At 68.7% G+C, this 23,396-nt stretch carries 22 protein-coding genes, 5 pseudogenes and 1 riboswitch; of the genes and pseudogenes, 10 read left to right on the plus strand and 17 right to left on the minus strand.

Annotated elements, in window-relative coordinates:
• Window positions 1-28 precede the first annotated feature (28 nt).
• The 4 genes from ACFV2X_RS47345 to ACFV2X_RS47360 all read right to left on the minus strand — a co-directional run bounded on the left by ACFV2X_RS47345 (window position 29) and on the right by ACFV2X_RS47360 (window position 3,798).
• Entirely contained in the window at window positions 29-385 is a 357-nt protein-coding gene (locus ACFV2X_RS47345; RefSeq protein WP_385628566.1) for a YciI family protein, read from the minus strand.
• 183 nt (window positions 386-568) lie between these two features.
• The gene (locus ACFV2X_RS47350) at window positions 569-1,201 is read right to left on the minus strand and encodes a DUF2461 family protein (protein WP_385628569.1); all 633 of its coding nucleotides are present in this window, start codon (window positions 1,199-1,201) and stop codon (window positions 569-571) included.
• Between the two features lie 135 nt (window positions 1,202-1,336).
• Window positions 1,337-1,996 carry a BlaI/MecI/CopY family transcriptional regulator gene (locus ACFV2X_RS47355; RefSeq protein ID WP_385628572.1) on the minus strand — a complete coding sequence of 220 codons (660 nt, stop codon included), beginning with the start codon at window positions 1,994-1,996 and terminating at the stop codon, window positions 1,337-1,339.
• An 884-nt stretch (window positions 1,997-2,880) separates the two neighbouring features.
• On the minus strand, window positions 2,881-3,798 hold the full coding sequence (locus tag ACFV2X_RS47360) for an alpha/beta hydrolase (RefSeq protein WP_385628575.1): 918 nt from the start codon (window positions 3,796-3,798) through the stop codon (window positions 2,881-2,883).
• 236 nt (window positions 3,799-4,034) lie between these two features.
• Here ACFV2X_RS47360 and ACFV2X_RS47365 point away from each other — a divergent pair, with 236 nt between their 5' ends.
• Both ACFV2X_RS47365 and ACFV2X_RS47370 read left to right on the plus strand, forming a co-directional pair.
• The gene (locus ACFV2X_RS47365; RefSeq protein WP_385628577.1) at window positions 4,035-4,901 is read left to right on the plus strand and encodes a helix-turn-helix domain-containing protein; all 867 of its coding nucleotides are present in this window, start codon (window positions 4,035-4,037) and stop codon (window positions 4,899-4,901) included.
• A gap of 190 nt (window positions 4,902-5,091) precedes the next feature.
• Window positions 5,092-5,889: an SDR family oxidoreductase gene (locus ACFV2X_RS47370; RefSeq protein ID WP_385628579.1), complete on the plus strand. Its 798-nt coding sequence runs from the start codon at window positions 5,092-5,094 to the stop codon at window positions 5,887-5,889.
• Between the two features lie 185 nt (window positions 5,890-6,074).
• On the opposite strand, the gene ACFV2X_RS47375 is transcribed toward ACFV2X_RS47370, so the two are convergent.
• The 6 genes from ACFV2X_RS47375 to ACFV2X_RS47400 form a co-directional block, all read right to left on the minus strand.
• Window positions 6,075-6,491: an NUDIX hydrolase gene (locus tag ACFV2X_RS47375; RefSeq protein ID WP_385628581.1), complete on the minus strand. Its 417-nt coding sequence runs from the start codon at window positions 6,489-6,491 to the stop codon at window positions 6,075-6,077.
• 211 nt (window positions 6,492-6,702) lie between these two features.
• Window positions 6,703-6,999 (minus strand): hypothetical protein, encoded by a 297-nt coding sequence (locus ACFV2X_RS47380; protein WP_014172659.1) that lies wholly within the window; start codon window positions 6,997-6,999, stop codon window positions 6,703-6,705.
• A complete protein-coding gene (locus ACFV2X_RS47385) occupies window positions 6,996-7,367 on the minus strand; it encodes a hypothetical protein (RefSeq protein WP_089509321.1) in 372 nt (123 codons plus the stop codon). The genes ACFV2X_RS47380 and ACFV2X_RS47385 overlap by 4 nt, the downstream gene beginning before the upstream one ends.
• A complete protein-coding gene (locus ACFV2X_RS47390; RefSeq protein WP_385628584.1) occupies window positions 7,364-7,789 on the minus strand; it encodes a hypothetical protein in 426 nt (141 codons plus the stop codon). Before ACFV2X_RS47390 ends, ACFV2X_RS47385 begins: the two co-directional genes overlap by 4 nt.
• Before the next feature lie 434 nt (window positions 7,790-8,223).
• Entirely contained in the window at window positions 8,224-8,724 is a 501-nt protein-coding gene (locus ACFV2X_RS47395; RefSeq protein ID WP_385628585.1) for a DinB family protein, read from the minus strand.
• 43 nt (window positions 8,725-8,767) lie between these two features.
• Entirely contained in the window at window positions 8,768-9,394 is a 627-nt protein-coding gene (locus ACFV2X_RS47400) for a class I SAM-dependent methyltransferase (protein ID WP_385628587.1), read from the minus strand.
• 88 nt (window positions 9,395-9,482) lie between these two features.
• Here ACFV2X_RS47400 and ACFV2X_RS47405 point away from each other — a divergent pair, with 88 nt between their 5' ends.
• Entirely contained in the window at window positions 9,483-10,088 is a 606-nt protein-coding gene (locus ACFV2X_RS47405; RefSeq protein ID WP_385628589.1) for a helix-turn-helix domain-containing protein, read from the plus strand.
• Window positions 10,089-10,192: 104 nt separating this feature from the next.
• On the opposite strand, the pseudogene ACFV2X_RS47410 reads toward ACFV2X_RS47405, so the two are convergent.
• Window positions 10,193-10,432, minus strand: a pseudogene (locus tag ACFV2X_RS47410) (MFS transporter); the annotation flags it as partial.
• 177 nt (window positions 10,433-10,609) lie between these two features.
• Window positions 10,610-10,695: riboswitch (ZMP/ZTP riboswitch) on the plus strand.
• A 22-nt stretch (window positions 10,696-10,717) separates the two neighbouring features.
• On the opposite strand from ACFV2X_RS47410, the gene ACFV2X_RS47415 reads away from it, so the two are divergent.
• Window positions 10,718-11,584: a bifunctional 5,10-methylenetetrahydrofolate dehydrogenase/5,10-methenyltetrahydrofolate cyclohydrolase gene (locus tag ACFV2X_RS47415; protein ID WP_385628665.1), complete on the plus strand. Its 867-nt coding sequence runs from the start codon at window positions 10,718-10,720 to the stop codon at window positions 11,582-11,584.
• An 89-nt stretch (window positions 11,585-11,673) separates the two neighbouring features.
• Here the strand turns inward: ACFV2X_RS47415 and ACFV2X_RS47420 are convergent.
• From ACFV2X_RS47420 to ACFV2X_RS47430, 3 genes and pseudogenes are all read right to left on the minus strand, one after another.
• Window positions 11,674-11,952: pseudogene (locus ACFV2X_RS47420) on the minus strand (ATP-binding protein); the annotation flags it as partial.
• Window positions 11,953-12,417: pseudogene (locus ACFV2X_RS47425) on the minus strand (MFS transporter); the annotation flags it as partial. It lies immediately after the preceding pseudogene.
• A 431-nt stretch (window positions 12,418-12,848) separates the two neighbouring features.
• On the minus strand, window positions 12,849-14,366 hold the full coding sequence (locus ACFV2X_RS47430) for a hypothetical protein (RefSeq protein WP_385628591.1): 1,518 nt from the start codon (window positions 14,364-14,366) through the stop codon (window positions 12,849-12,851).
• Window positions 14,367-14,651: 285 nt separating this feature from the next.
• On the opposite strand from ACFV2X_RS47430, the gene ACFV2X_RS47435 reads away from it, so the two are divergent.
• Window positions 14,652-15,656: a hypothetical protein gene (locus ACFV2X_RS47435; RefSeq protein ID WP_385628592.1), complete on the plus strand. Its 1,005-nt coding sequence runs from the start codon at window positions 14,652-14,654 to the stop codon at window positions 15,654-15,656.
• Window positions 15,657-15,723: 67 nt separating this feature from the next.
• Here ACFV2X_RS47435 and ACFV2X_RS47440 read toward each other — a convergent pair whose 3' ends face one another.
• Window positions 15,724-16,536, minus strand: coding sequence for a helix-turn-helix domain-containing protein (locus ACFV2X_RS47440; RefSeq protein WP_385628666.1), 813 nt, complete (start codon window positions 16,534-16,536; stop codon window positions 15,724-15,726).
• A gap of 162 nt (window positions 16,537-16,698) precedes the next feature.
• Between ACFV2X_RS47440 and ACFV2X_RS47445 the strand changes: the two genes are divergently transcribed.
• The gene (locus tag ACFV2X_RS47445) at window positions 16,699-17,553 is read left to right on the plus strand and encodes an alpha/beta fold hydrolase (protein ID WP_385628594.1); all 855 of its coding nucleotides are present in this window, start codon (window positions 16,699-16,701) and stop codon (window positions 17,551-17,553) included.
• Between the two features lie 324 nt (window positions 17,554-17,877).
• Here the strand turns inward: ACFV2X_RS47445 and ACFV2X_RS47450 are convergent, their stop codons facing one another.
• Window positions 17,878-18,255: a hypothetical protein gene (locus tag ACFV2X_RS47450; protein WP_385628597.1), complete on the minus strand. Its 378-nt coding sequence runs from the start codon at window positions 18,253-18,255 to the stop codon at window positions 17,878-17,880.
• Between the two features lie 18 nt (window positions 18,256-18,273).
• Here ACFV2X_RS47450 and ACFV2X_RS47455 point away from each other — a divergent pair.
• A pseudogene (locus ACFV2X_RS47455) lies at window positions 18,274-18,896 on the plus strand (SDR family oxidoreductase).
• 15 nt (window positions 18,897-18,911) lie between these two features.
• Here the strand turns inward: ACFV2X_RS47455 and ACFV2X_RS47460 are convergent.
• Window positions 18,912-19,001, minus strand: a pseudogene (locus tag ACFV2X_RS47460) (IS630 family transposase); the annotation flags it as partial.
• A 178-nt stretch (window positions 19,002-19,179) separates the two neighbouring features.
• Here ACFV2X_RS47460 and ACFV2X_RS47465 point away from each other — a divergent pair.
• The 3 genes from ACFV2X_RS47465 (at window position 19,180) to ACFV2X_RS47475 (ending at window position 23,287) form a co-directional block, all read left to right on the plus strand.
• The gene (locus ACFV2X_RS47465) at window positions 19,180-19,899 is read left to right on the plus strand and encodes a MerR family DNA-binding protein (protein ID WP_385628600.1); all 720 of its coding nucleotides are present in this window, start codon (window positions 19,180-19,182) and stop codon (window positions 19,897-19,899) included.
• Window positions 19,900-20,152: 253 nt separating this feature from the next.
• Window positions 20,153-21,583 carry an MFS transporter gene (locus ACFV2X_RS47470; protein WP_385628603.1) on the plus strand — a complete coding sequence of 477 codons (1,431 nt, stop codon included), beginning with the start codon at window positions 20,153-20,155 and terminating at the stop codon, window positions 21,581-21,583.
• Between the two features lie 171 nt (window positions 21,584-21,754).
• Window positions 21,755-23,287, plus strand: a complete 1,533-nt coding sequence (locus ACFV2X_RS47475; RefSeq protein ID WP_385628605.1) for an FGGY family carbohydrate kinase — start codon at window positions 21,755-21,757, stop codon at window positions 23,285-23,287.
• Window positions 23,288-23,396: the final 109 nt, after the last annotated feature.

Below are 23,396 nucleotides of genomic sequence, written 5' to 3' on the forward strand. Positions count from 1 at the left end.
GGTGCGCGGCGCGCACCGGGCCGGGAACTCACCAGTACTTGGCGGACGGTCGTACTTCGACCGCGCCACCCAGTCGCGCCTGCGGTACGCGGGATGCGATCGCGATCGCGGTATCCAGATCCTCCGCCTCGACCACCAGGAACCCGCCCACCGAGGTGTTGTCGAACGGCCCCTCGGTGGTGACGGCCGAACCGTCCTCCACACGGACGGTCGTCGCGTCCTTGGGCAGACCCATCGGCGGCGCACCGGTCACGTTCTCCATCGTGCCGATCGCCGCCCAGTCGGCGTACGCCGCCTTCCTGTCCTCCTCCGACACCAACTCCGCCTGCGGAGTGCCCGGCAACGGATACGTGCCCTGGTGGATCACCAACACGAACTGCATCATGTCCTCCTCATCGAGTGCGCCCTTCGCACACACCCATGAGCCCGGGCATCACACCGATGTGACCTATCGGGTCGTACGGCTGGTCGTTGACACTGGTGGTACTCCGGCGTCAGCGACGGGGCGACCAAGGTCCTGAAAACCCGCTCGGACCCGCCGACGGCGCGGGCGGAGCGCTTTCCGGTGTCAGGCGGAGCTTTTCACGTGACGGACCAGCCATGTGAGCATGGGGTCCAGGTCGTCGGCGGCTGCGAGGACTTTGCCGACGGCTTCAGGGGTGTGGAGCCAGTCGTCGCAGCCGAGGGGTTGGGCAGCGATCAGTGAGCGGTGGCGCAGCAGGTCCGCCCGGAAGTGGTCGGACGGATAACCCCGTGGGGGGCGCTTCATCATGTCCCCGGAGATGGCGTAGCCCTTGTGCCGCAAGTCCTCGACGATGGCGGACAGTTCGCGGCCGCTGCCCTCGGCGGCGACGGCCTTGCGGAACATGGCGACCTGGCCAGGGTCCGGATACCACCAGGCCCCCTGGATCCGCAGGCCGTCCAGATCGAACCGCAGACCGATCTCGATCTTGCGGCCGAGTCGGATCACTGCCCCCTGGTGCTGCCACCACCAGGAGTTTGTGCGGTAGTGCCAGACAGAGAAGTCCTCGTACCGTGGATCGGCATCCGCCACATCGTTCAGCAACGCGATCATCGGCTGCCGGACGAGGTGTTCGCGATCCGCGCGGTACTGCTCGCGCACCGCGCTTGAGGGCTCGCCCTGCAGGTGCAGTAGCACGTCCATGGCTCGCTCCGGCCAGCCGTTGAACCGTACGCTCATGCTGGCACCATAACCCACCCATGATCCATTCAAGGACTTGGTACGACGGGCCGGGAGGAGTACCTCCCGGCACGCGAGAGGTCGTGTGCCGGGAGGCCGACCGGAGCGCAGCGCAGGAGACGACGGTTACAGGTCTCAGGAAGGAGATGCCGCGCCGGGCTCAGACGTACCGGCGGTCGTGTCCGGGGTGGTAGCCGAGTAGAAGACGGACTTCTGCTGCTTGGTGCGGTGTACTTGGCCCTTGGCGACGAGCGACTCGAGAGTGCTGCGTACGACGGTGGCCTTGATCTCGCGGTCCGGCAGAGCCTGGGTGAGGGCGGTGGTGACCTCGGCTGCGGAGCGCGGTTCACCGTGCTGGATCAGGTCATCACGGATGAGGTCCCGGAGAGTGGGCACACCGGTTTCCCTCACCCGCTTGGGACGGCTCCTGTCTGACTCTGCCCCTTTCCGCTTGCCGGTGGTCGTGTTGGCGTTCTTCTTCGGCTTGCGCGCTGCCGGCAGTGCTGCGGACTTCGGCGCAGTGGACACACCGTCCGCAGAGCCGCTGACCTCGGTGTTCTCCGGTACGTCGGCGGTGGATTCGCCACCGAGGGTCTGCCGCATGCTGAGCAGGAGCACCCGGTTGTTCTCGAGCACCGACAATTGCTGTTGCAGCGCCGAGATTTCGGTGCGCAAGGCTTCGTGTTCGGCGGAGTTGCGTTCGAGATCTGCGGTGATCTGTGCCGCGTACTGGGACTTCAGGTTGGTGTTATCGGTAGAGGTGTCCACCACAAGCTCCCTCGTCTGGGGGCGCAATCAATGTTGGTGCTGGATGGTACATCTACGCGATGGCTACGGGGGCTACTTGCTTCAGCGGACAGTCGTGTAGGTGAACCGGGCGCCGGGGTAGCCGCCCGGGAGTCGGTGCTGCACGAGCGGCACGGTGGGGGCCGCAGGCGGGCGGTCGGCCATCTGCGCCGCGTCCAACGCGCGGACCGCCTCCGTGGGCCGCTTGCGACGCACGGATTCGTGCGCTTGAGTTTCCGCTCGGTGTCAGATGACCGCGGAAGAAGGCGGTGGCCGCTGCGGAAGCTTGAGTGAACTCGGTGGTGTACGGGGCGAAGTGCCCACCGGGAATCGTCACCAGTTGCTTCGGTTCCAGCGCCCGGTTGTAGGCGGCGAGTCCGGTGTCTGTGAGGGTGACGGTGTCCTGCTCACCGACGATCATCAGCAGCGGTGCGGGGGAGACGCGGTCGATGAAGACGCCCCCGGCTCGTACATGTGTGCCTTGCGGGTGCAGCGGACGGTGACGCTGTTGTCCCAGCGTGTTCCTTGGGGGAGTGCCTGGAGGTAGAAGCCGACTGCATCCTGGGTCGATGTCCTGGCGCGGGGTGCCGTCGCTGGCGCCGAAGGCGCGGTGGTCGTGGACCAGGGCGGCGAAGCCGGCCTCGGCGAACGCGCCGGCGAGGCGGAGGGGCGCCATTTCCTTCACCGCGTCGTACCCATGGGCCATGCGCCCGCCAATGTGTGTTTCGGCGGGGCAGCCGACGATGGACATCTGCAATCCGGGATTCAGCCATGGACCGGCTGTAGTAGCGCGCGTTGGAGCAGCCCACCAGGGCACACCAGGGCCTGGAATGCGCAGGTGGTTTCGCAGTGGGCCCGCCGGCCTGCCGCACCCTCGCGGGCACGACAGGCGGTCATCCAGCCAGGTACTTGCCGAAGAATTCGGTGAGTTTTGCGACGGCGGGTGTGACGTATTCGTCCTTGTCGTACAGGTCGATGTGGGTGGCACCGTCGATGACGACCAGTTCCTTGGGCTCGGCCGCCTTCTCGATCGCTTCCCTGCTGAAGTAGGCGCTCTCTGCCTCCGAACCGGCGATCATCAGCAGGGGACGGGGCGAGACGAGCCGGATCATCGCGTACGAGTCGTACTGGGCGATCAGGTCGATGCTGCGCAGCACCCATCCCTGGACCGCTCGGGGGTGGTAGCCGCGTGGGGTGCGGTAGTACTCGAACGTCTCCCGGAACTGCCTGGTGGCGGTCTCCAGCAGTTCCTCCGCGTTGTCGGGAATCCATGCTTCCAGCCGCGGGGCCGCGCCGCGTGCTTCCTCGGTGCGCAGTGCACCGGACCGGTCGAGCATGGCCTTGAGGATCGCCGGGTCCTGCGTGCGGCCCAGGCCCTCGCGGAACACTGACCCGAGGTCGACGGCGCTGACCGTGGCGATGCCCTTGATGCGGTGGTCGGTCTGCGCGGCGTAGGGGACGTAGCCGCCGGACGCGCAGATACCCAGAGCCCCGATACGGTCCGGGTCGATGTCGTCACGGGTGGTGAGGTAGGTCACGGCGGACTTGATGTCCTCGGCCCGCTGAAAGGGGTTCTCCAAGCCTCGCGGCTCGCCCTCACTCTCGCCCTGGTACGCGGCGTCGAAGACAAGCGCTGCGAATCCCTCCCGGGCCAGGCGCTCGGCGTAGATACTCGGGCTCTGCTCCTTCACACCGCCTCCCGGATGGGAGATGACAACGGCCGGCAACCGGCCGTCAATGTGGTCATCGGGGGTGAAGAGAATCCCGGCGACGACGAGATTGTTGCTGGGGAAGGCGACGCCGGTCTTCATGTTCTGTGTCTCCTGGATGCGGGTGGGCGGTGCTGTGACTAAGTGCTGTGACCGGAGATGAGACGGATTCCCCCGACAGGGGCCTCCCGCCTCGGGGGCCTCTCCGCCCGATCACGTCACCGACACTCGCACGCAGTACGCGGGTGGGTAAGAGGCGTCCTGTGTCCCCGGACAACGCTGTCCTGGGACAGGCCAGGCCCCCTGTCACCGGCATGGTGCGATGTAAGACTTGACCTATGAGCAGCAGCAACGCGCACCACGGCGAACTGGGCGCCTTCCTCAAGGCGCGGCGCACGGAGCTGAGCCCGGCCCAGGTCGGGCTGCCCGACTCGGCCGGCAGGCGGAGGGTCATGGGTCTGCGCCGGGAGGAAGTGGCCTTGCTGGCGTCGATCAGCCCCGACTACTACACGCGCCTGGAGCAGGGCCGTCGCCAGGCTTCCGAACCGGTGCTGGACACCCTTGCGCGTGTTCTGCGGCTCGACGACGGCGAGCGTGCCTACATGCTCGAGCTGTCCGGTCGGGACGCTGCCCGGCCCCGTCGGCGCGCCACGCAGAAGGTTCAGCCACAGCTGCGGCGGCTGCTGGACGACATGCCCACCACGCCGGCCGTCGTCCTGGGCCGGCGCACGGACATCCTCGCCTGGAATCCCATGGCCGCCGCCCTGTTCACCGACTTCGCGCGGTTCCCGGAAGGGAAACGCAACTTCGTACGGCTGGTCTTCTGCGAACCGGCCATCAGAGCGCTGTACCCGGACTGGGACTGGGTGGCACAGATCAGCCTGGCGCAGCTGCGCATGGAGGCCGCCCGGGACCCGAATGATCCACGGCTGGCCGAACTGGTGGGCGAGCTGTCACTTCAGGACCCCGACTTCCGGCGGTGGTGGGGTGCCCATCGCGTCGCTGTCCAGGGCAGAGGCACGAAAACCCTGAACCATCCGGTCGTCGGCCGGCTCATCCTCGACTGGTCCTTCCTCACCTGCACCGACGACCCCGACCAGCAGCTCATCACCCTGACCGCCGAGCCCGGCACACCCAGCCACGACCGTCTGCGCATCCTCGCTTCACACGCCGCACAAGCCGACCGCGAGGAACGCCGCAGCTGATTTGGGGTGCAAGCCCTCGAAGTTCACTTCGTGTCTGCCCAGTTGAGCTGCAGTGTGCTTGGTGACAGCGTCGCCGGGGCCGGGCGACTCCTCCGGCCTGCACCAGCCGAGGGATCACCGGAACCCGGCTCCTCGCGGCAAAAGCGATTGACGCCCCGGTGCTGTTCGTGAACGATGCGGGACCGTGACGATGAGCAGCGATCATGACCAGCCTGCCCACGGACAGGTTCCTTCGGCCGGCCGCCCGCTCGCACTGATTACCGGTGTGGGCCGCACCGTCGGTATCGGCGCAGGCATAGCTCGTCGGCTGGCCGCATCGGGCTGGGACATCGCCTTCACCTACTGGGCCCCCTACGACGACCGCATGACCTGGGGTAGGGAGCCCGGTGCGACGGATGCGATCAGCCAAGCCCTGACCGAACAGGGCGCCGCCACCGCGGCGATCGATGCGGATCTCTCCGACCCGGACACCCCGGCACGCGTCTTCGATGAAGCCGAACAGCGGCTGGGCCATGTCGCCGCGCTGGTGATGTGCCACTGCGAGTCTGTCGATTCCGGTCTACTCGACACCAGCGTCGAGAGTTTCGACCGGCACTTCGCCGTCAACGCGCGCGCCACCTGGCTTCTCATTCGCGAGTTCGGACGCCGCTTCGCCGCGGCCCCGGGAACCGGCCGGATCATCAGCCTCACCAGCGATCACACCGTCGGCAATCTGCCCTACGGAGCGAGCAAGGGAGCCCTGGACCGCATCACCCTGGCCGCCGCCCGCGAACTCGCCCACCTCGGCGTGACAGCCAACGCGATCAACCCCGGACCGGTCGACACCGGCTGGATGTCCGAGGAAACCCGGGAGCACTGCGTCCGCAGCACCCCGCTCGGCCGTCTGGGCACTCCGCGGGACACCGCCCACCTCGTGGACTTCCTGTGCTCCAGGGAAGGCGAGTGGATAAACGGCCAGCTGTTGATGAGCAACGGTGGCTTCGCATAGGCACCAAGTTCGGTACTCAGTTGCCACATGCTCGGCCACGCCAACAGGACTCGTTTGCGGAGGACTTCGAATCCTGCGCGGCAGCTCGACGAGATGACGACCACCAAGCCCGCGCCCGAGCTGGGCGTGAGGTATGGACTCGGTCCGGGCGAGATCCCGTTGTCCTGTGGCGGCAGCTACGTCGGTCACCCGCGCGAACCGCTCGGCTGTCGCACCCGGGGTGGGGTCACCCGAGGCGGGACCCGGACCGCCGTGGTGTACGTCACCAGTGATGGCGGCCAGGGCACCCGGCAGGCCATGAGCACGCTCGTGGACCAGGAGCTGTGCCGGACGCGCTCCTGGTACTCCGGTCTGGTTCGCGATCCATGCGCGGGATGGGTCATTGAGGCGGCGTCGGCAGTGACCGCGTCGGGTTGCTTGCCGCTCTTGGGCAGGTAGTCGAAGTGCCCGAGGAACCAGTCGATGGCCGCAATCGTCAGCCCGGTCTCTTCGGCGACCTTGCGCCGTAGGGCCTCGATCAAGGACTCGCAGGTGTCCACACCGCCGGCGGGGAGCTCCCACAGGCCGCCGAGGTAGCCATCGGCCGGGCGGTGCGGCAGCACCTTGCCGTCCGGAGCGGCGATGACCGGCGCCGACGACGCTCTTCTCGACGCAGTCGCGCTCGGCGGCGGGGAACTCTGCGGTTGAGCGCCTGCACCGGCCGCTGCGGTAGCGCACCGTCGACGTCGCATGGGCACGATGTGCGGCAGCACCCCGTTCCCGGAACGGGAGCGGAAACGGGGCCGCGGTCCTCGGATGCGCGAAAGGGGCGGGCTACAGGTCGGCGAACGGCGGGCAGATATACGTAACGGCGACAAGGCGCAGCCGGGGGAGCGGCAGGACCAGCATGAACCCGTCTTCCAGGACCGACAGGCGCCGCACGCCGCCTGCGACTCCCGGCCTCGGGCCGTCTCCTACGGCCGTGACGTCGATGCCCATCTCGGCCAGGTCCACGAGCTGCCCGGCGAGCCGCTCCACCTCCACAACCACGCGCTTGGGCAGCCCCTTCGCCACGTACTCGTAGTCGGGCTCGTACTCCCAGCGCCACCCCTGTCCGGCGTCCTCGGTCACCCGGCGGTCCGCCCGTCGACTCCGGCCTCGGCCGCCGCCTGCGCATGGATGGCGGCCACTTCGGCGGCGATGGCACGCCCCTCGGCCAGATCCGCCACCTGCCCCGCGCGGGCCTCCAGCTCGCTCAGGCGCGCGGCCCGCGCGGGAACACGCTCGATCGCCACCGCGAGCGCCCACCGCCGCAGGAACCGGCGCATGGGGGCCGCGTCGACCTGGCTGCGGGCGGCCTCCACCGCCGCCGTCCGCTCTGCGTCGAACGCGGCCACCTGGTTCGGCGCAATCTGCACCAGAGCCGCGCGCAGGTCCTCCGCTGTGGTCTTGGGCTGCGGGATCAGGGGCCTGTGCCCGTCCGCTGCTGCTTCGCTCATGCCGCCACGCTCCCTGTGCTCCCCGTGTTCCCCGTGCTTCCGGCGGGAGCCACGGTGATCCGCAGCTCGACGCGCCCTTCGGCATACTCCCTCAGCAGCACCTCACACAGCAGCCCGAACCCGGGAACGCCTCCCCGACGGGCTTGCTCCTGCCTCTTCCACCTGGTCTCGGCCCTCTCGCACACGCTCTCATCGAGGTAGACGCGGCATCCGCCCCGCTCCGCCGTGCCGAATGTGCTGCCGACCGGAACGGGCGCGTCGAGCGACCCTTCGGCGTACGCCGTCAGGAGCGCCTCAAGGACCCGTGAGCGGGCGCGGGCCAGACCGTCGTCCTCGGCTCGCTGCTTCACCTGCTGTTTCCACAGGTCCGTGTCCATCCAGACCAGGCGGCCAGGGCGCGCCGTGCTGTGGGCGGCTCTCACGCTTCCTCCATCGGGTGCCGGTAACGGCGCGTCCCGCCAAGACTAGACTTTCAAGGTCTAGCAATCAACGCCCCGCGCCGCGCCGTACCGGTGCCAGAGTGCCCGTCGTGGCCGGGTGCATCTGCTCGTGTGACTCACCGTGCTTCTTGTCGAAGGCCGAGTAGGGCCGTGTCGGGCATGCCGGCGTCGAACCAGTCCCAGAACCGCTGCCGGGCACCGATCTCCCAGTCGATCCAGGTGGCAATGGTCGGGTTGCCGGCTTGGCCGAGGTGTCGAGATCCAGCACGGCGTTGTAGTGGTCCTGGCTTGCGAACAGCGCCGCCGCAGCGTGGGAAGAGCGATGCGGCCCTCGGCCCGCGTAATGCTCCGCGCTCGCCCAGTTGCTGAGCCCCCTCACTTCGCCGGGGGAGAAGTTCGCCGGGGGAGAAGGCGGATCAGCGGCCGGTCGAGCCGTCGATCAGTTCACGGAGGATGTCCGCGTGGCCCGCGTGACGGCCGGTCTCCTCGATCATGTGGGTCAGTGCCCAGCGGACGCTGGGAGCGGGGCGCCCCGGTCGCGGTCGGGGGACGGGGGCGCCGAGATCGGTGCATCCGTCGAGAACGTCGTTCGCGCGCTCGACCGCCTCCCGGTAGCGGGCCACGATATCGGCCACGCTGTCCGCCGGTGCGGCCTGGAACGTCGCCTGCCAGTTGGTGACGTCGTCCCCGAGAAACATCGAGCGCTCGACGAAAGTCAGGTGGTTGAGCAGGCCGAGCAGGTTCGTACCCGACGGCACTGCGGCTGTTCGCACCTGCGGCTCGGGGGCACCGTCGACCTTCGTAGCGATCGAAGTCCGGAGGTAGTCGAGAAATGTGCGTAGGACCTCGATCTCGCTGCTTCCGGTCCGGGGCGGCGGGGTGTCGCTGCGGCGGTTGTGGCGCGTGGTGCCGGGCAACAGTGGTCACCTTCCTTCGTCGTCGGGAGCCCCGACCACCGCGTCAGGCGGTGCGGCGGATGAGGAGAACATGGTCGGTGACCTCGGCGGTGCGCCCGCCCGGGCCAGTCGCGATCCGGCGCGGTGCGTCGGCCCGCTCGGCCGTCCACGTCTCCGGGGCCAGACCGATACCGGCGGCGACCTCCTGCGGGCTCGGGTACCGGGTATCGGGGTCCTGATTCCATGACCACGGAGCGGTCGAGCCGTGGTCGACGACCAGCAGCCGCCCGCCCGGGTGCAGTGCGTGCGCGGCCGAGCGCAGGACGGTTGCCCGGTCCAGGTCACAGGGGGTGTGCAGATAGTGGGCGCAGATCAGGTCGAATCCGCCGGGCGGGAAAGACGTGTGCAAGTCGTGGTGTACGGCGATGACGCGGGCGCCCAGGCCGTGTGCGCAGGCGAGGGCGGCGAGCCGCTCGACCGCCACCGGCGAGATGTCGGCGGCGGTGACCTGCCATCCCTGGCCGGCGAGCCACAGCGCGTCGCCGCCGTCGCCACATCCGAGGTCCAATGCGTCACCGGGCGCCAGGCCCGTCACCGTCTCGGTGAGGCGAACATTCGGCCGCGGGTTGCCGGCTGCGGGCCGGGCCGCATAGACGCCGTCCCAGAACGCGACCGCATCGGTGGTGCTCATCAAGACTCCTTGTGTCGGTGGGCGCCCAGTCTTGCCAGGCACACCACGACCTGGCACGAAAACTTGCGGTAACGGCAAGATGGGCCTCATGGATCCCAAGACGGACGACGTGCTCGACGCGGTGGGGCCGCGGCTCCGTGCGCTGCGCCGTGACCGCGGCATCACCCTCGCCGACCTCGCCGCGACGACCGGCGTGTCGGAGAGCACCCTGTCCCGGCTGGAGAGCGGGCAGCGCCGGCCGAGCCTGGAACTGCTGCTGCCGCTGGCCCGTATCTACGACGTTCCGCTGGACGACCTCGTGGGTGCCCCGCGCACCGGCGACCCCCGGATCCACCTCAAGCCGATCAGACGGTACGGGATGACCTTTGTGCCCCTGTCCCGGCGACCGGGCGGGGTGCACGCCTTCAAGATGATCATCCCCGCCCGGCCAGAACCGCTCGAACCGACCCCGCAGACCCATGAAGGCTTCGAATGGCTCTATGTGCTCAACGGCCACCTGCGACTCGTGATCGGCGAGCGCGACCTGACGTTGCCGCCCGGTGAGGCAGCCGAGTTCGACACCTCCTTGCCGCACTGGCTGGGCAGTGCCGATGGCGGCGTGGTCGAGCTTCTCATCCTGTTCGGCCCGCAGGGGCTGCGTGCGCACGTACGCACCGAACCTCATCGGTCGTCTCAGGCCGGGCCCCAGCGATGAACTCGGCGCGAGCCTCTTCGAGGCCCAGGAGACCGAGGCAACCGCACAGCGATGGCTACGATCGCTGACGGAGTTATGTCGGCTGTTCGCGGCGATAGAAGCCGTCACGCAGACGGGTCCGGAGTCTCCGGCGGGGCAGGAAGCGTCCGTCGGCTGGTGCGCGTCCCCCACACTTCCGTGAGAAAGCCGCCGAGCAGCGAGTCGAGCGGGGTCAGCCCCATGCCGACAAAGTTGATCGTCGCGGCCGCGCGGCCCTGCATCCCGTCCGGAGTAACGGTCTGCCGGACGGCCATGACCGTGACATTCACCAGCTGGCTGAAGGTCCCGAAGACGAAGTTGACCGTATGGCTTCGGTCACTTCCAGCAGCAGCATTTGTCTGTGAGTTTGGGAGGCATCTCGCGTGTGGACGCGTCAGGAATGTTCACGTGAAGTGACGTCACTGCAGAGGGGATGGGCCTTCGCAAGTCGCTGCCACCCGAGGGCGCTGATCGGTGTGAGCATGCTGCGTCTACTACAGTTCAGCGTGGGCCGCGACTGGCGCTGAGGTGGAGCACCACCGGGGAGCGGCCTGACGAGACGTCGATGCCGTGCGCCTGGGCGAGTGGTCAGCAACGCCTGGAGGGCAACGATGTCCCCGACTCAGATGGCCCAGCTCATGGGCGGCACCAGCCTCGCCAAACGCATCGTCGACGAGGCCGCTGTCAAGTCGGCGGAGATCTCACGACGCACGGGGACCAGTCCCTGTCTGGCGACGGTGCTGGTGGGAGAGGATCCCGCGTCGGCCACGTACGTCCGCATGAAACGAGCGCGGTGTTCGAAGGCAGGCATCCAGTCCCGGCATATCGGTCTGCCCGCCGCCACCACGACCGCCGAGCTGATCGACACCCTCGCGGACCTGTCCAGCGATCCGGAAGTGCACGGCATCCTGCTCCAGCACCCCTGCGGCCCGCACATCGACGAGCGAGCGGCGTTCGAGTCCATCGCTCCGGAGAAGGATGTCGACGGGGTCACGATGCATTCCTTCGCCGCGATGAGCTTCGCGCTGCCGGGCTTCGTGTCCTGCACTCCGGGCGGGATCATGCGGTTGCTGGAAGCGTACGACGTCGAACTCGCCGGCAAGCACGCCGTGGTGGTGGGGCGCAGCGCGATTCTCGGCAAACCGGCCGGGATGCTCCTGCTCGCCAAGGACACAACGGTGACTTACTGTCACTCCCGCACGACTGATCTGTCGGCGGTCGTCCGGGAGGCAGACGTCGTGGTGGCAGCCGTGGGACGGCCTCGGCTGATCCGCGGTGAGGACATCAAGCCTGGCGCGGTTGTGATCGACGCCGGCTACAACCCGGGCAACGTCGGCGACGTGGACTACGACACCGCCCTCACTCGAGCTCGTCTGATCACTCCGGTTCCCGGCGGCGTCGGGCCGATGACCATTGCCGTCCTGCTCGCGCAGACCGTGGAAGCCGCCGCGAACCAGCTCGGAATGCAGCACCAGTGATGGCCTCGCGAGCAGCTCATTGACTTCTGATGGCGGCTCGCCGCCCGTGAGGGTGGTGAGCCGTCGAGGAGGCGTGGCCTGCGAATGTGTCAGCCGGCCTTAGCGGGTTCTGCGGCCCGGGCTCGAGTGGCGGCGAGGCGGTAGGAGTCGGTGCCGGTCTCGATGATGGCGCCGTTGAAGGTGAGCCGGTCGACGATGGCGGCGCAAAGACGCGGGTCGGTGAACGTCTTCGTCCAGCCGCCGAACGACTCGTTGGAGGCGATGGCCACGCTGGTCTTTTCCTCGCGCTCGGTCAGCACCTGGAAGAGGAGTTCGGCGCCGTGCCGGTCGAGTTCCATGTATCCAAGTTCGTCAATGCAGAGGCGATCCTGGAAGGCGGCTGATGCGAGGCACACAGTCCGCAGCGAGATGTCACTGCCGACAAAGCGGAGGCCCTCATGGATCCGCCGCCAGACCCGAGGTGGACGTTCCGGGCCTTCCGGGATGGATTCGCGGCGACCGATCCGTCGGATCGACAGGAACGACAGCGCGAAAAACACTGCGCTGGAGGCGGCAGCGATCGGCGCCGACAGCACAGACACCAATGCACCGCCGACGGCGGGACCGCCGATCTGCGCCGCGGACCGACTGCCCTCGAGCGCGCTGTTGGCCCGTACCAACTGATCGCGTCTCACCAGCCGTACCGAAGAAGCCTGGTATGCCACGTCGAAGAACACGGACAGAGCCCCGATGGCGAAGGCAACCACGAGCAGCGCCGGCAGGCCGAGCGCACCGAGGAGGCCGGCCACGGCGGCGGCGCCCAGTGCCAGGGCCCGACCGGCGTCCGTCAGTACCCCAGAGCCGGCGGAAGTCGCCGTCCCGCCACAGGCTTGACGGAGCAGGTCGACCGGAATCGGATACAGCGGAGGAAGAAGACGGCACAGGGACCCCTCGGATGACCGAAGACGAGACCCGCCAACCGGCGCTCGACAGATGCACCGACCGTTTCAGGCAGCGGGAAAGGAAGGCTCGCTATGCCGCGCGTTAAGGGCAGCACGCGATGACAGGCCGCTCACGGCCTCAGACGTCAACGCGTGCTCGGACTGCCGACCATGTCTTCGCTCCTCGTGAGTCACTCGCTGCGCGAACACTAGCTTCCGCTCGGCAGGGCACGAAAGGCAATTATGGGTCGGGCAGACGGCGGGAGGAGTGCGGATGTTCCTCAAGGTGCGGCAGCTCATCGCCGTCGAGGGCTACTTGGTGGTCGACTCGGCGGGCGGTGCGCTCACTGCTGGCATACCAGATCCGACATCACGGCGAGTGGCAGGGACGGGTTGGCTGCCGCTGCTTCCGCTACCTGCCGGTCCGTGTCGGTGAGCAGCTCTGCGATGACCGGTGGCGGGAGTGCCGGGTGGCCCGCGGCTATGGGTCTCGCCCGCTTGTCCGCCAGGCAGGCGAGCAGCGCCGAGGCCGTCGCCCCGCGATGTCGGGCAACCTCACGGAACACTTTCCGCACCGCTGGTTCGTGCCGGAGCAGGTCCTCCAGCAGCGCAGGGGGCGTGTCCGGGTTGGTCGCCACCTTGACCAGGACACGGACACCGTGTCGATCGACCATGGTGCGCAACTGCGCCTCGGTGAGGCCCGGGTGCGGAGCGAGGGCGTTGACCACCTTCGCGTCGGGGTCGTCGGCCAGCCGGTCGCGTATCTCGGGCGGCAAATCGCGTCGTTGGGCCACGAGCATTCGGGTGGCCGGGTCCGGTGACGTGGCCAGCTCTTCGACCTCGGTGGGAGAGGAGGTGGCAATACGGGGCAGAAGGGTGGTGCCGATCCTGGTGGTTCGAGCCAGGTGGGTGAGCACATCGAGCGGTACGCGGGGATGGTGTGCGAGCCTGCGGCGTACGTCGGGGTCACGGTCGCCGGCCAGCGCGCGGATGAGGGCATCGTCGATCGCGGGATTTTCGGCAAGGTCGGCGCGGACACCGGGAGTGGAGTCCGAGGCGAGCCGTGCGCAGGCATGCCGGGGCAGGTCCTGGCGGGCGGCGAGCGCCCAGCGCAACTGCATCGACGGATGGTCCACGAAGCCGACGACGACATCGACGGGGGTGGCAGGGTTACGGAGTGCAGCCTCCCGCATGGCGTGGACGGTGGACTCGTGGGAGCCGCCGCAGGAGGCGCCCGGCAGCAGATCGCAGTCGGGCCGTGGACACTGCGGATCGTGAACGAAAGGGGTCTTCTCGCGGTCACAGACCAGACAGCGTCGCGCCGCAGGCAGCCCCTCGCCGGTCACCAACGCTGCCAGTGCGGCCGGGGGTGTCGCCTCGTTGTTCGCCACCGCGCGGCGGACCTCGGCGTGCGGATGTGCCGCGAGCCTTGCGGCCATGTCTGGGGTGGTCCACAACGCAAGCTCGGCGACGACACGTACGTCCGGGTCCGCCGCGAGCGTGTCCACCACGTCGCACGGGAGGCCGCGGCAGGCTGCCAGCTTCTCCCGACGCTCACGGGCCGGATCCGCCGCGAGGACACGCGCCCACTCCGGGCGGCCGACACCTTGGTCGAGCAGGGCGAGGGCGGCATCCGGCCAGACGGAGGGATCGACGTCGGCAGCGGTCAGCCGACCCCCGTACGCGAGTTGCACCGCGCTCTCGTCGACGCGCTCGGCCAACGCGACCGCCTGCGCACGGCTGAGGTCCGCGCGACAGGCGAGGCCCGTGGCGATGTCGTCGTCCGCGATGGATATCAGCCGGTCGACCAGCTCGGACGACAGGGCGGGATTGTCGGCGAGCCCGCACAGGATGTGATGCACGGAGACATCCTGCCTGGAGCGTGAATGACGCGTTCAGGATTATGTGATGCCAACGAGTTGCCAGCGGGGGAGCCCGGACATGTGCTGAGCGCGGCACCTGGCGAAACCGGTCAACTGAAGCGCTCAGTGAGGTTTCTCAGTGAAAGTCATCGCCATGAGTTGTTGAGGACGAGGGTGGCTTTGGCGATGGCTCCGATGCGGCATGGGCTGCTGATGATGTGGTGGAGTGCCCGGGAGCCGCGGAGCCGCCCTTTCGTAGTCGGGCTGTCCGGGTAAGCTGCACCGATGGACTCGTCCGCGTGCAACCACGTCCTCTACGCCGACGACCGCGGTCTGTATGCGGAGCTGCATCTCACTCTGGAGTGCAGCCGACCCGGCATCGCGACGAGCCACGACGTCAACGAGGACCACTGCGCGGCGGCGCTCGAGAGCTGGCTGCACGCGAACCCCGAGCGAATCCTTCTCAAGCTGCTCGTGACAACAAGCCGGGTTCACCATGGTTCGTTTGGCCCGGTCGTCGACGTACTCGCCAGCCGTCAGCCGGAGATTCACCACCTAGGACTGGGCGCCCGCACCTTTCCGGACTTCGGTCGCGGTGACTACATCCCGGACGATCTGTCGCGCGACGGCTCCTCGTGGAGGCTTTCGGTGCCGCTGGAGAGGGTGCTTGCAGCAGTGCCGACTCTTCATGAGCTGGTCGTTCAGTGCAACGACATCGACATGGCGCACGACATCCTCGGCACGAAGCCTCCGTCTCCGTTCCCGCAGATGGCACGTCTGCGTCGGCTGGTGCTGCGTGATCAGGCACTCAACCCCGCCGTGGTATCCGCGCTGGGTACAAGCTCCTTTCCACAGCTTGAGTCGCTCGAACTCTGGCTCGGCCACTTCGCATACAGCTGGGGCGGCTCGGCGCGGGACCTGGTCCCGCTGCTGAACAACGCCGGATTCGTGAAACTTCGTCAGCTGGCCGTGGTGAGCGACTTGAAAGACACACTGGTGGACGTGCTCGCCGAGAGTGCGCTCATCGCACGATTGGAGTCTCTGAGACTGCCGTTTGGCGTGCTCGGCGCATCCGGGGCGCTGCGTCTCCATGACCGCTGGTCCGCCTTCAGCAACTTGCGCCGACTCGATGTCACGGGGAACGGCATTACCGCTGCTGCGGCTCGCTCGCTCCGTGAGATGGCACCCGACGTCGTGGAGTTGGGGGACCAACGGATCCGGGCCGATGACGAGTGGCGCTTCGCGCCGCCGCTGGTCGACCTCTTCGATGCCTGGGCCTCAGCGAGATGATCTTCATGAAACGGGTCGATGTACGTCTTCGTTTCTGTCCATGTTCATGATCGCAGCGGGGGCCGTCTCACCTTCGGTCGGCGACCGAGCCGGGATCTGCGGAGACGTGAGGCTGGGCGGGTGTTCCGTGGCTGCTCCATGCGATGTCGTCGACCGTCAGAAATGGCTCGTCGGCCACGGTCGCCGGGGTCACTCCGGTGAACGCCATGACGTCCCGATGCAGGTGGGACTGGTCGGCGTAGCCGCCGTCGGCCGCGACTCGGGCTGCGCCTTCACCCGCGACCAGGCGGTGGGCGCAATCGTCGAAGCGGACCAGCTTCGCCGCGCGCTTTGGCGGCAGGCCGATCTGCGAGTTGAACCGGGACCACAGGCGCTTCCGGCTCCATCCGACCTCGGCCGCCAACTGGTCGACCCGGACGAGGCCACGACTGACGACGATCCGGTCCCAGGCCCGGGCCACCTCCCGGTCCACGGACGCCCCCGCCTCACGTCGGCGGGCGAGCCACGCGTCCGTCAACGCGAAGCGATCCTCCCACGAGGAGATATTTCTCAGTCGCTCACAGATCCGTGACACCTCTCGGCCCCACAGATCGTCGACGGCCACGGCGCCGTTCAGGTCGGCCGGGGAGGTGCCCAAAACCGCGCGAGCGACAGCCGGGGAGATGCGTACCTGCACGCACTCGACGTTTTCCCCCCACGCGCGAACCACGCCTCCGGACCCGAACCCGGGCCCGGCGACGAGACTTCCCCGCTGCTGCCGCCCAGCGCCATCGTCCACGACGGGCGGGGTGGCCCCGAACTCCAGGATCAGCATCACGGCCGGATGCGGGACCACCCGCAGGCCGCCCGTGGTCAAGCCGGGGACGCGGAACCCAGCCATGCTGACACCGGCCACCCGGCTGGGCCACTCCGGACGGGCCACGTCCCACGTAGCCGGATCGTCACGTTCATCCGCAGCGGACCGCATCGTCACATGTTACGCGGCCCGGGGAGGGAACATTTGTCCAAGACGTAGGCACGCACCGGCGGCGACGGTGGGCTCATGACCATTCCTGACGGGCAACCGCATGTGAACGACAACGCCGAGGCCACTGAGGAGTCGATCATGCCCCTGGACGGCGGCGACATCTACCTGTGCCAGGACGGCCCCCACGACGCCCCCGCACTTCTGCTCATCCACGGGTCTGCCTCCTCGACCCGCTCGTGGGACCTGATGGTTCCTGCGCTGACCGTGTCTCATCGCGTCATCCGGATCGACCTGCTCGGGCACGGCCGGTCAGCCAAACCAGTCGGCCCCGACTACGAGATCCCCGCGCAGGGACGCCGGGTCGGCGTGGCGCTGGACCGGCTCGGTGTCAGGAACGCCATAGTCATCGGTCATTCCAGCGGTGGCTATGTCGCCACCGCCCTCGCCGAGCAGCGAGCCGACCTGGTGACCGCACTCGCGCTCATCAACACCGGACCCCACCTGGGCGCCTTCATCGCACCGGAGCCCGCCGCCATCGCCCCCTCGCAGTGGCCGCCGACCGACGAGCAAATCCGCCAGGTTGCGAGCACCGGTTTCAGCGCGGGCTTCCAGATCCCACAAGAGCTCGTGGACGACTTGCGCGGCATGACCTACCACGCGTTCGCCGCGTCAACGCGGGCGGCCCGCGCCTACCTGGAGCAGCAGACGCTCCCGGATCGGCTGACGGCCCTCGGCAAGCCACTGCAGGTGATCTTCGGCGACCAAGACCGCAGATGGCGATCCTCGTCCGCCGCCGACTACCACGCCGTTCCGGGCGCGAGAGTCGAGTTGCTGCCCGGCGCCGGACACTCGCCCATTCTGGAGGATGCGCCTCGAACCGCCGCACTTCTCCTGGCCTTCACCGCGATCCACGCCGCGCGGGCCGACTAGCCATCCGCCGGGGCCGCCCCGATCCGGACACCGGGGCCCTTGAGAGCTGTGGTCCACTGACAGGTGTTGACGGCTAATGGGGGTGCTCGGGGCTGCGGGATGTTCGGGCCGCAGTACGGCGAGCCTCCCTTGGGTACGCAGCGCCACCCGCCGGCTCTGCTGCCGCATCGCGCAGCAGCGCGTACGGGCGCGCGCGTACGGTGACCGGAAACGCTTATCGGGGTGGTGCTGACCGGTCTCAGCGTTACTGGTGATGTGGGTCAGGCCGACGAATTCGGCACTGCCGGACGGACCACGGTTTCGGGGCCGGCTGGTCGCTGCGGGTCAGCCACGTACTGCAGCCAGGCACTCGTCGTACAGGTCCATGATGTCGCCCTTGCCGTCGTTGTCGACCCACGTCATCGATGCGGCATCCAGACAGGCGAACGCCGTCGTGATCACTGCGCGGGCCCTCACACCCGCGCTGCCGGCAGTAGCGCCCATACGCGCCTCGATGAGCGGCAGCAGGTCCTCCTGGAACCGCAGCCGCTTTTCGAGCCAACCAGCGTGCAGCGAGGCGGTGTTGTGCAGGAGACGGAACCGCTCCAGGGCCTGCTCGCGGCTGTCGTGCAGGGCCAGTACGGCAGCAACCCCTGCGCGTAGGGCCTCCCAGACGCCGACTTCGGCCGGCAGTTCGCTGATCGTGACGCTGAGCTGCTCCACTCCCGCGGCTACCGCGTCATGGTCACCGGCGTCAGCAACCTCGCCAACGCCGGACTTCCCGAAGACGTCACAGTCGTCCGGGTCGACGCACGATCCCTGCCGGACATCGACCATGCGATGGAGCAGGCACGCCGGCGATTCGGCTCCCTCGGCCTGCTCTTCCTCAACGCGGGCATCTCCCGCCCCGGCCCGATCGAGTCAACCGACGAAGCCGCCTTCGATGCCCTGTTCGACATCAACGTCAAGGGCACCTTCTTCACTCTGCAAAAGGCGCTCCCGCTCCTCAACGAGGGCGCCTCAGTCGTGTTCACCGTGGGCGCCGGTGAAGGGGTCGGAGCCGCCATGACAGCCGCCAAAGGCGCACTGTTGCCCCTCATGCGGTCCCTCGCGCTCGAACTCGCCCCCGCCGCATCCGCGTCAACGCCGTCAGCCCAGGAATGATCAACACCCCTGCCTACAGCAAGATGGGTGTCTCCCAGGAAATGATCGACTCCTGGGCTCGGGACGTCCCGCTTGGCCGCGTCGGCGCTCCCGCCGACATCGCTGAAGCCGTGGCCTTCCTCGCTTCGGACGCCGCCGGCTACATCACCGGCGACAACCTCACCGTCTCCGGAGGCATCGGTGTTCACGCCCGCCCCTGACGCTGTGCCCTTTGTGAGCCGCTGACCCCAGATGATGCCCCTCTCGCTGCGGATACGTGCGCGCTCGCGACGCTGGGCGGCGAGGACGTCGGGGTGGCGGGCGTGGGCTACGGCACCGCCCAGCCCTGCGCCGGCAGTCAATCAGCCAACGTGCGACAGCGCGCCAAGGTGGGTGACCGGGGCATCGGCGCTGAACTGGATGACATCCTCGCCGTTCGGGCCTTGAAACGCTGTTGCTGCACACTCACCTCCAGGCGTGCGTCGCACTGAGCACGGTTGCCGGTTGCCGGTTACCGGGTGTACGGCGAGGAGGCGGTGGAGCGGCTGGCATTTCATCGGCGCGGCCAAGCACTTGGGACTGCCGCTGGACGAGGTCGGCGAGTTGATCGGGGTACGGGAGGGCGGCGCATGCGCCGAGGTGAAGGCGAGCCTTCGGCCGAAGATCGCCGCCCGCCTGGCCGAGGCCGAACGCCGGACAGCGGAAGTGCGGGCCTTCGCCTCCTCGCTGCACGCTGCACTGGAGCGTCTGGACGCGCTGCCGGACCGCTCCGGCCGCTGCGACCCGCAGCGCGGCTTCCTCACCGCCCCTGTGCCTGTCGCGCGGCCGACGGACATGGTGCTCGCGCCCAGCCGACAGGCGGGAGAAGAGGCCGAACAGCGTAAGAGCGCCGCGGTGGCCTGCTCGCTCAGTGGTGAGGATATGGCCGAGCGCGCAAGCGCCTGGCACGCAGCCCTTGATGGCGCCGAGCGAGTAGGGATCCCGGATGGGCTGCGGCTGACCCTGCCCGCCGAGCGGGCCGCTGGCATCACGGAGCTGGCCGTCGCCGAACAGCGGTGCTGCCCGTTCTTCGGCTTCCGGCTTCACCTCGACGGCCCGCACCTGCACCTGGACGTCCGGGTCCCTGCCGACGGGGCCGGCCACGGCGCACTGATCTGCCTCGCCGGCATGGCGGTCATTCCGCAGTCAGCCGGCGGCCGCCATCGCGGCGGGCGGCCGGGGTGATCGGCGCACGCCCACCCGCGCCCCCCGCTCGACACCCGTCACGTTTCGGTAACCTGGCTGAAACTCTTGACGTTTCTCATGGCTCGTTCTTACTCTCACTGCACCGCGTAATCGGCAGTTCCAGCAGTTCAGGTGCTGCGGCGCTTTCCGCGGTTTTTGGGCAGGCACAGACACAGACCACCTGTCGGTGGCTTCGTCGTGCCTTTTTCTGTGCTCCCCGTGCCGCCGGTAGGTTTTCCTCGAAGGCGGATTCATGGCACAACGTCCGAGCGTCAGAAGCGTCGCCGACGTCGTTGCGCTCATCGATGGGCTGGGAAAGATCACCGGCCGGGCGCAGATCATCTGGTTCCTCGTGTTCGGCGGGCTGTTCCTCGACGCCTACTCGAACGCGGCGCTGAGCGCCGGTCTGGGGCCCATGACGACCCAGATGGAGCTCACCAGCACCCAAGTCTCGATCCTCACGGCCACTGCTCCGGCGCTGGCCATCATCTTCAACCCCCTCGGTGGCTGGCTCGCCACCCGTATCGGCCGCGTTCCCCCGCTGCTCATCGCCAAGGTGTTCGCGATCGCGGGTGGCCTGCTCGCCGCGTTCGCCGGTGGCTTCACCGTCGTGTGGCTCGGCCGCGTGCTGGTGGGTGTCGCGTACGGCATCGACTTCGCGGTCGCCATGGCGCTGCTCGCCGAGTACACCCCCGCGAAGCTGGGCGGCCGGCTCAACCTGTGGCAAGCCGTCTGGTACGTCGCCACCACCAGCAACCTCGCCCTGGCACTCCTCTTCTTCAACCTGGACGTCGGCGCCGACATCTGGCGCTGGTCGGTCGGCTCGGCCGCGGTCGTCGCCGTCGCGCTGCTGCTGAGTCAGGCGCTGATGCTCAAGGAGAGCCCCACCTGGCTGGCCAGCAAGGGCCGGCTGGACGAGTCCGTCGCCAATCTGGACCGGATCTACGGGATCAAGGCCGTCGTCGGTACGTCCGACGCTATGCCCCGCACTGCGGTTGAGGCACCGGTCATCGGTTTCCGCCAGGCCGGGCTTCTGTTCAAGGGCGAGTACCTGCCGCGTACGATCCTCTCCTCGGTGATCTCGCTCGGGCAGTCGATGCAGTACTTTGCGGTCGGCTGGTACCTCCCGCTGATCAGCCTGACGATCTTCGGCGAGAGTTTCGAGAAGGCCACCATCGGCTCGATGGTGTTCAACGCTTTCGGTATCGCGGGCGGGCTGCTGTCCGCATACTTCGGCCGCCGCCTCGGGCTGCGGCTCAGCTCCGCTGCCGGTTTTGCCGGGGTGTTCGTGGCCCTGGTGGCGATGGGGCTAACCTTCGATAAGGTGCCCACGGCCGTGGCCTTCCTGCTGCCGGTGCTGTTCATCCTCTGCCACTCGGCGGGCCCCGGCGCCAACGGCAAATCCATCGCCGCGCTCTCCTACACCAGTGACGTCCGCGCCCTGGGCACCGGTGTCACCGGGATGGTCGGCAGCTTCGGCAGTGTCGTCGGCCTGTATGTGTTTCCGCAGATCAAGGACTCGCTCGGACTCGCCGACACCTTCCTGATGCTGTCCGTCGTGCCGCTGCTCGGCCTGATCACCTGCCTGATGATCAAGTGGGACCCGACGAAGGCCGCCTCGCCCGACGAGGTCGCCGGACAGGACCGCGACGCCACTTCGGCGCTCTCCGTGACTGCGCGCTGACCGACTGCCGGACCTGGCGCACCGCGCGATGGTCCCCGCCCTTCCGTGTGCGTCCCTTCCGTATCCGTCCGCTCCGCATCCGTTCCCTCCGCATCCGTCCCGCCCCCCGCATCCGTCCCCTCCGTATCCCTCCGCACGGCTCGCTCGCGATGCTCGAATGAAAGGGCTGCCATGACCCAGACGTTCCCCGGCGCCTCCCCACGGCGCGGTGTGCTGTCCATCGACGAGGGCACCACGGGCACCCGGGCCGGAGTCGTGCTCGACTCGGGCGCCACCCACGAGGTGTTCTACCGGCCGATCAAGGTCAGCCATCCGAATGACCTCTCGGCCGAGCAGGACCCGATGGAGATCTGGACCGCCACCCTCGAGGTGGCGCGCCGGGCCGTCGGCGAAGCGCGTGAGGACGGCATCGAGATCACCTCGGTGGCGCTGTCCACACAGCGGGCCACGGCGATGCTGTGGGACCGGGTCACCGGGCGGCCGCTACTGTCCGCGGTGGTGTGGCAGGACCGCCGGTATGCGCATGAGCTCGCCGCCTACGAGGCGGAGTGGGACGCCGTCCTGCTGGCCCGGCAGGGCCGGCCGGTCGGCGCCCGCGCCCCGTTCCTCTGGGCCGCCCGGCAGATCGCCGCACACCCGGAGGTGGCCGAGGCGCACCGGGCGGGACGGCTGCTCTTCGGCACCGTCGACACCTGGCTGATCTGGCGCCTCACCGGTGGCGTCGTACACGCCACCACCCCGACCAACGCCGCGTCCACCGGTGGCTACCTGCTGGAGCGGCACGCCTGGGACGAGGAGTGGATCGGCCACCTCGGCTTCCCCCTCGGCCTGCTGCCGGAGCTCCGCTCCGACGACACCGGTTTCGGTACGACCGACCCGGCCGCCCTCGGTATCGCCGTCCCGCTGGCCGCCTCCATGGGCGACCAGCACGCCGCACTCGTCGCGCTCGGCGGTCTCGCCGCCGGGCAGGGCATGTGCATGTACGGGACCGGCGCGTTCGTCGACGCGGCAACCGGCACCACGCCCGCCCTGCCCCGGCCGGACATCTCCGGAGTGCTCGCCCAGCCCGGCCGGCGGCAGGGCGACATCAGCCACTACAGCCTGGAGGCATACACCTCCACCGTGGGTTCGGCGCTGCGCTGGCTCTGTGACGATCTGGGCCTGTTCGCGTCGCCGAAGGAGCTCGGTGAGGAAGCGGGCCGGGTCCCCACCCGGCCGGGCCGCACCCCGCGTTTCGTCCCGGCGCTCGCCGGGGTCCGTACGCCGGTCTGGCACCCGGAGGCCACCGCATCCCTCACCGGGCTCACTCTGGCCACCACTCGTGCCGATCTCGCCCGCGCCGTGCTCGACGGGATCGCGCACTCGGTGTGTGACCTGATCGACGGGGTCGCCGACACCATGGGCGCCCCGTTCACCCGGCTCCGGGTCGGCGGCGGCGTCTCCGGCAGCGATCCGCTGATGCAGATCCAGGCCGACCTGACCGGCCTGCCGCTGGAGCGGGTCTCCGACTCCGCCACCGCGAGCCTGCGCGGCACCGCGTATCTGGCCGGGGTCGCCCAGGGCCTGTGGCCCTCGCTCGAAGAGGTCGTCGAGGCGCAACCGCAGGGCCGGGTCTTCGAGCCGTCGATCACGTCGGCCGAGCGCACCGAACTGCGCACCGCCTGGCGCGATGTGCTGATCGCCCATCTCAACGAATCTGAATGACCCCGCGCTGCCCCCTGCGGGAGAGCACCCCCCTGAGGGAGAGCACGCCCGAACCTCACACCCCCCACTGACGGCCCCCATCCGTCGCACCGGCGACCCGCGCAGGATG

It is taken from the genome of Streptomyces sp. NPDC059679, from assembly GCF_042734105.1.
In the GTDB taxonomy this organism is placed as follows: domain Bacteria; phylum Actinomycetota; class Actinomycetes; order Streptomycetales; family Streptomycetaceae; genus Streptomyces.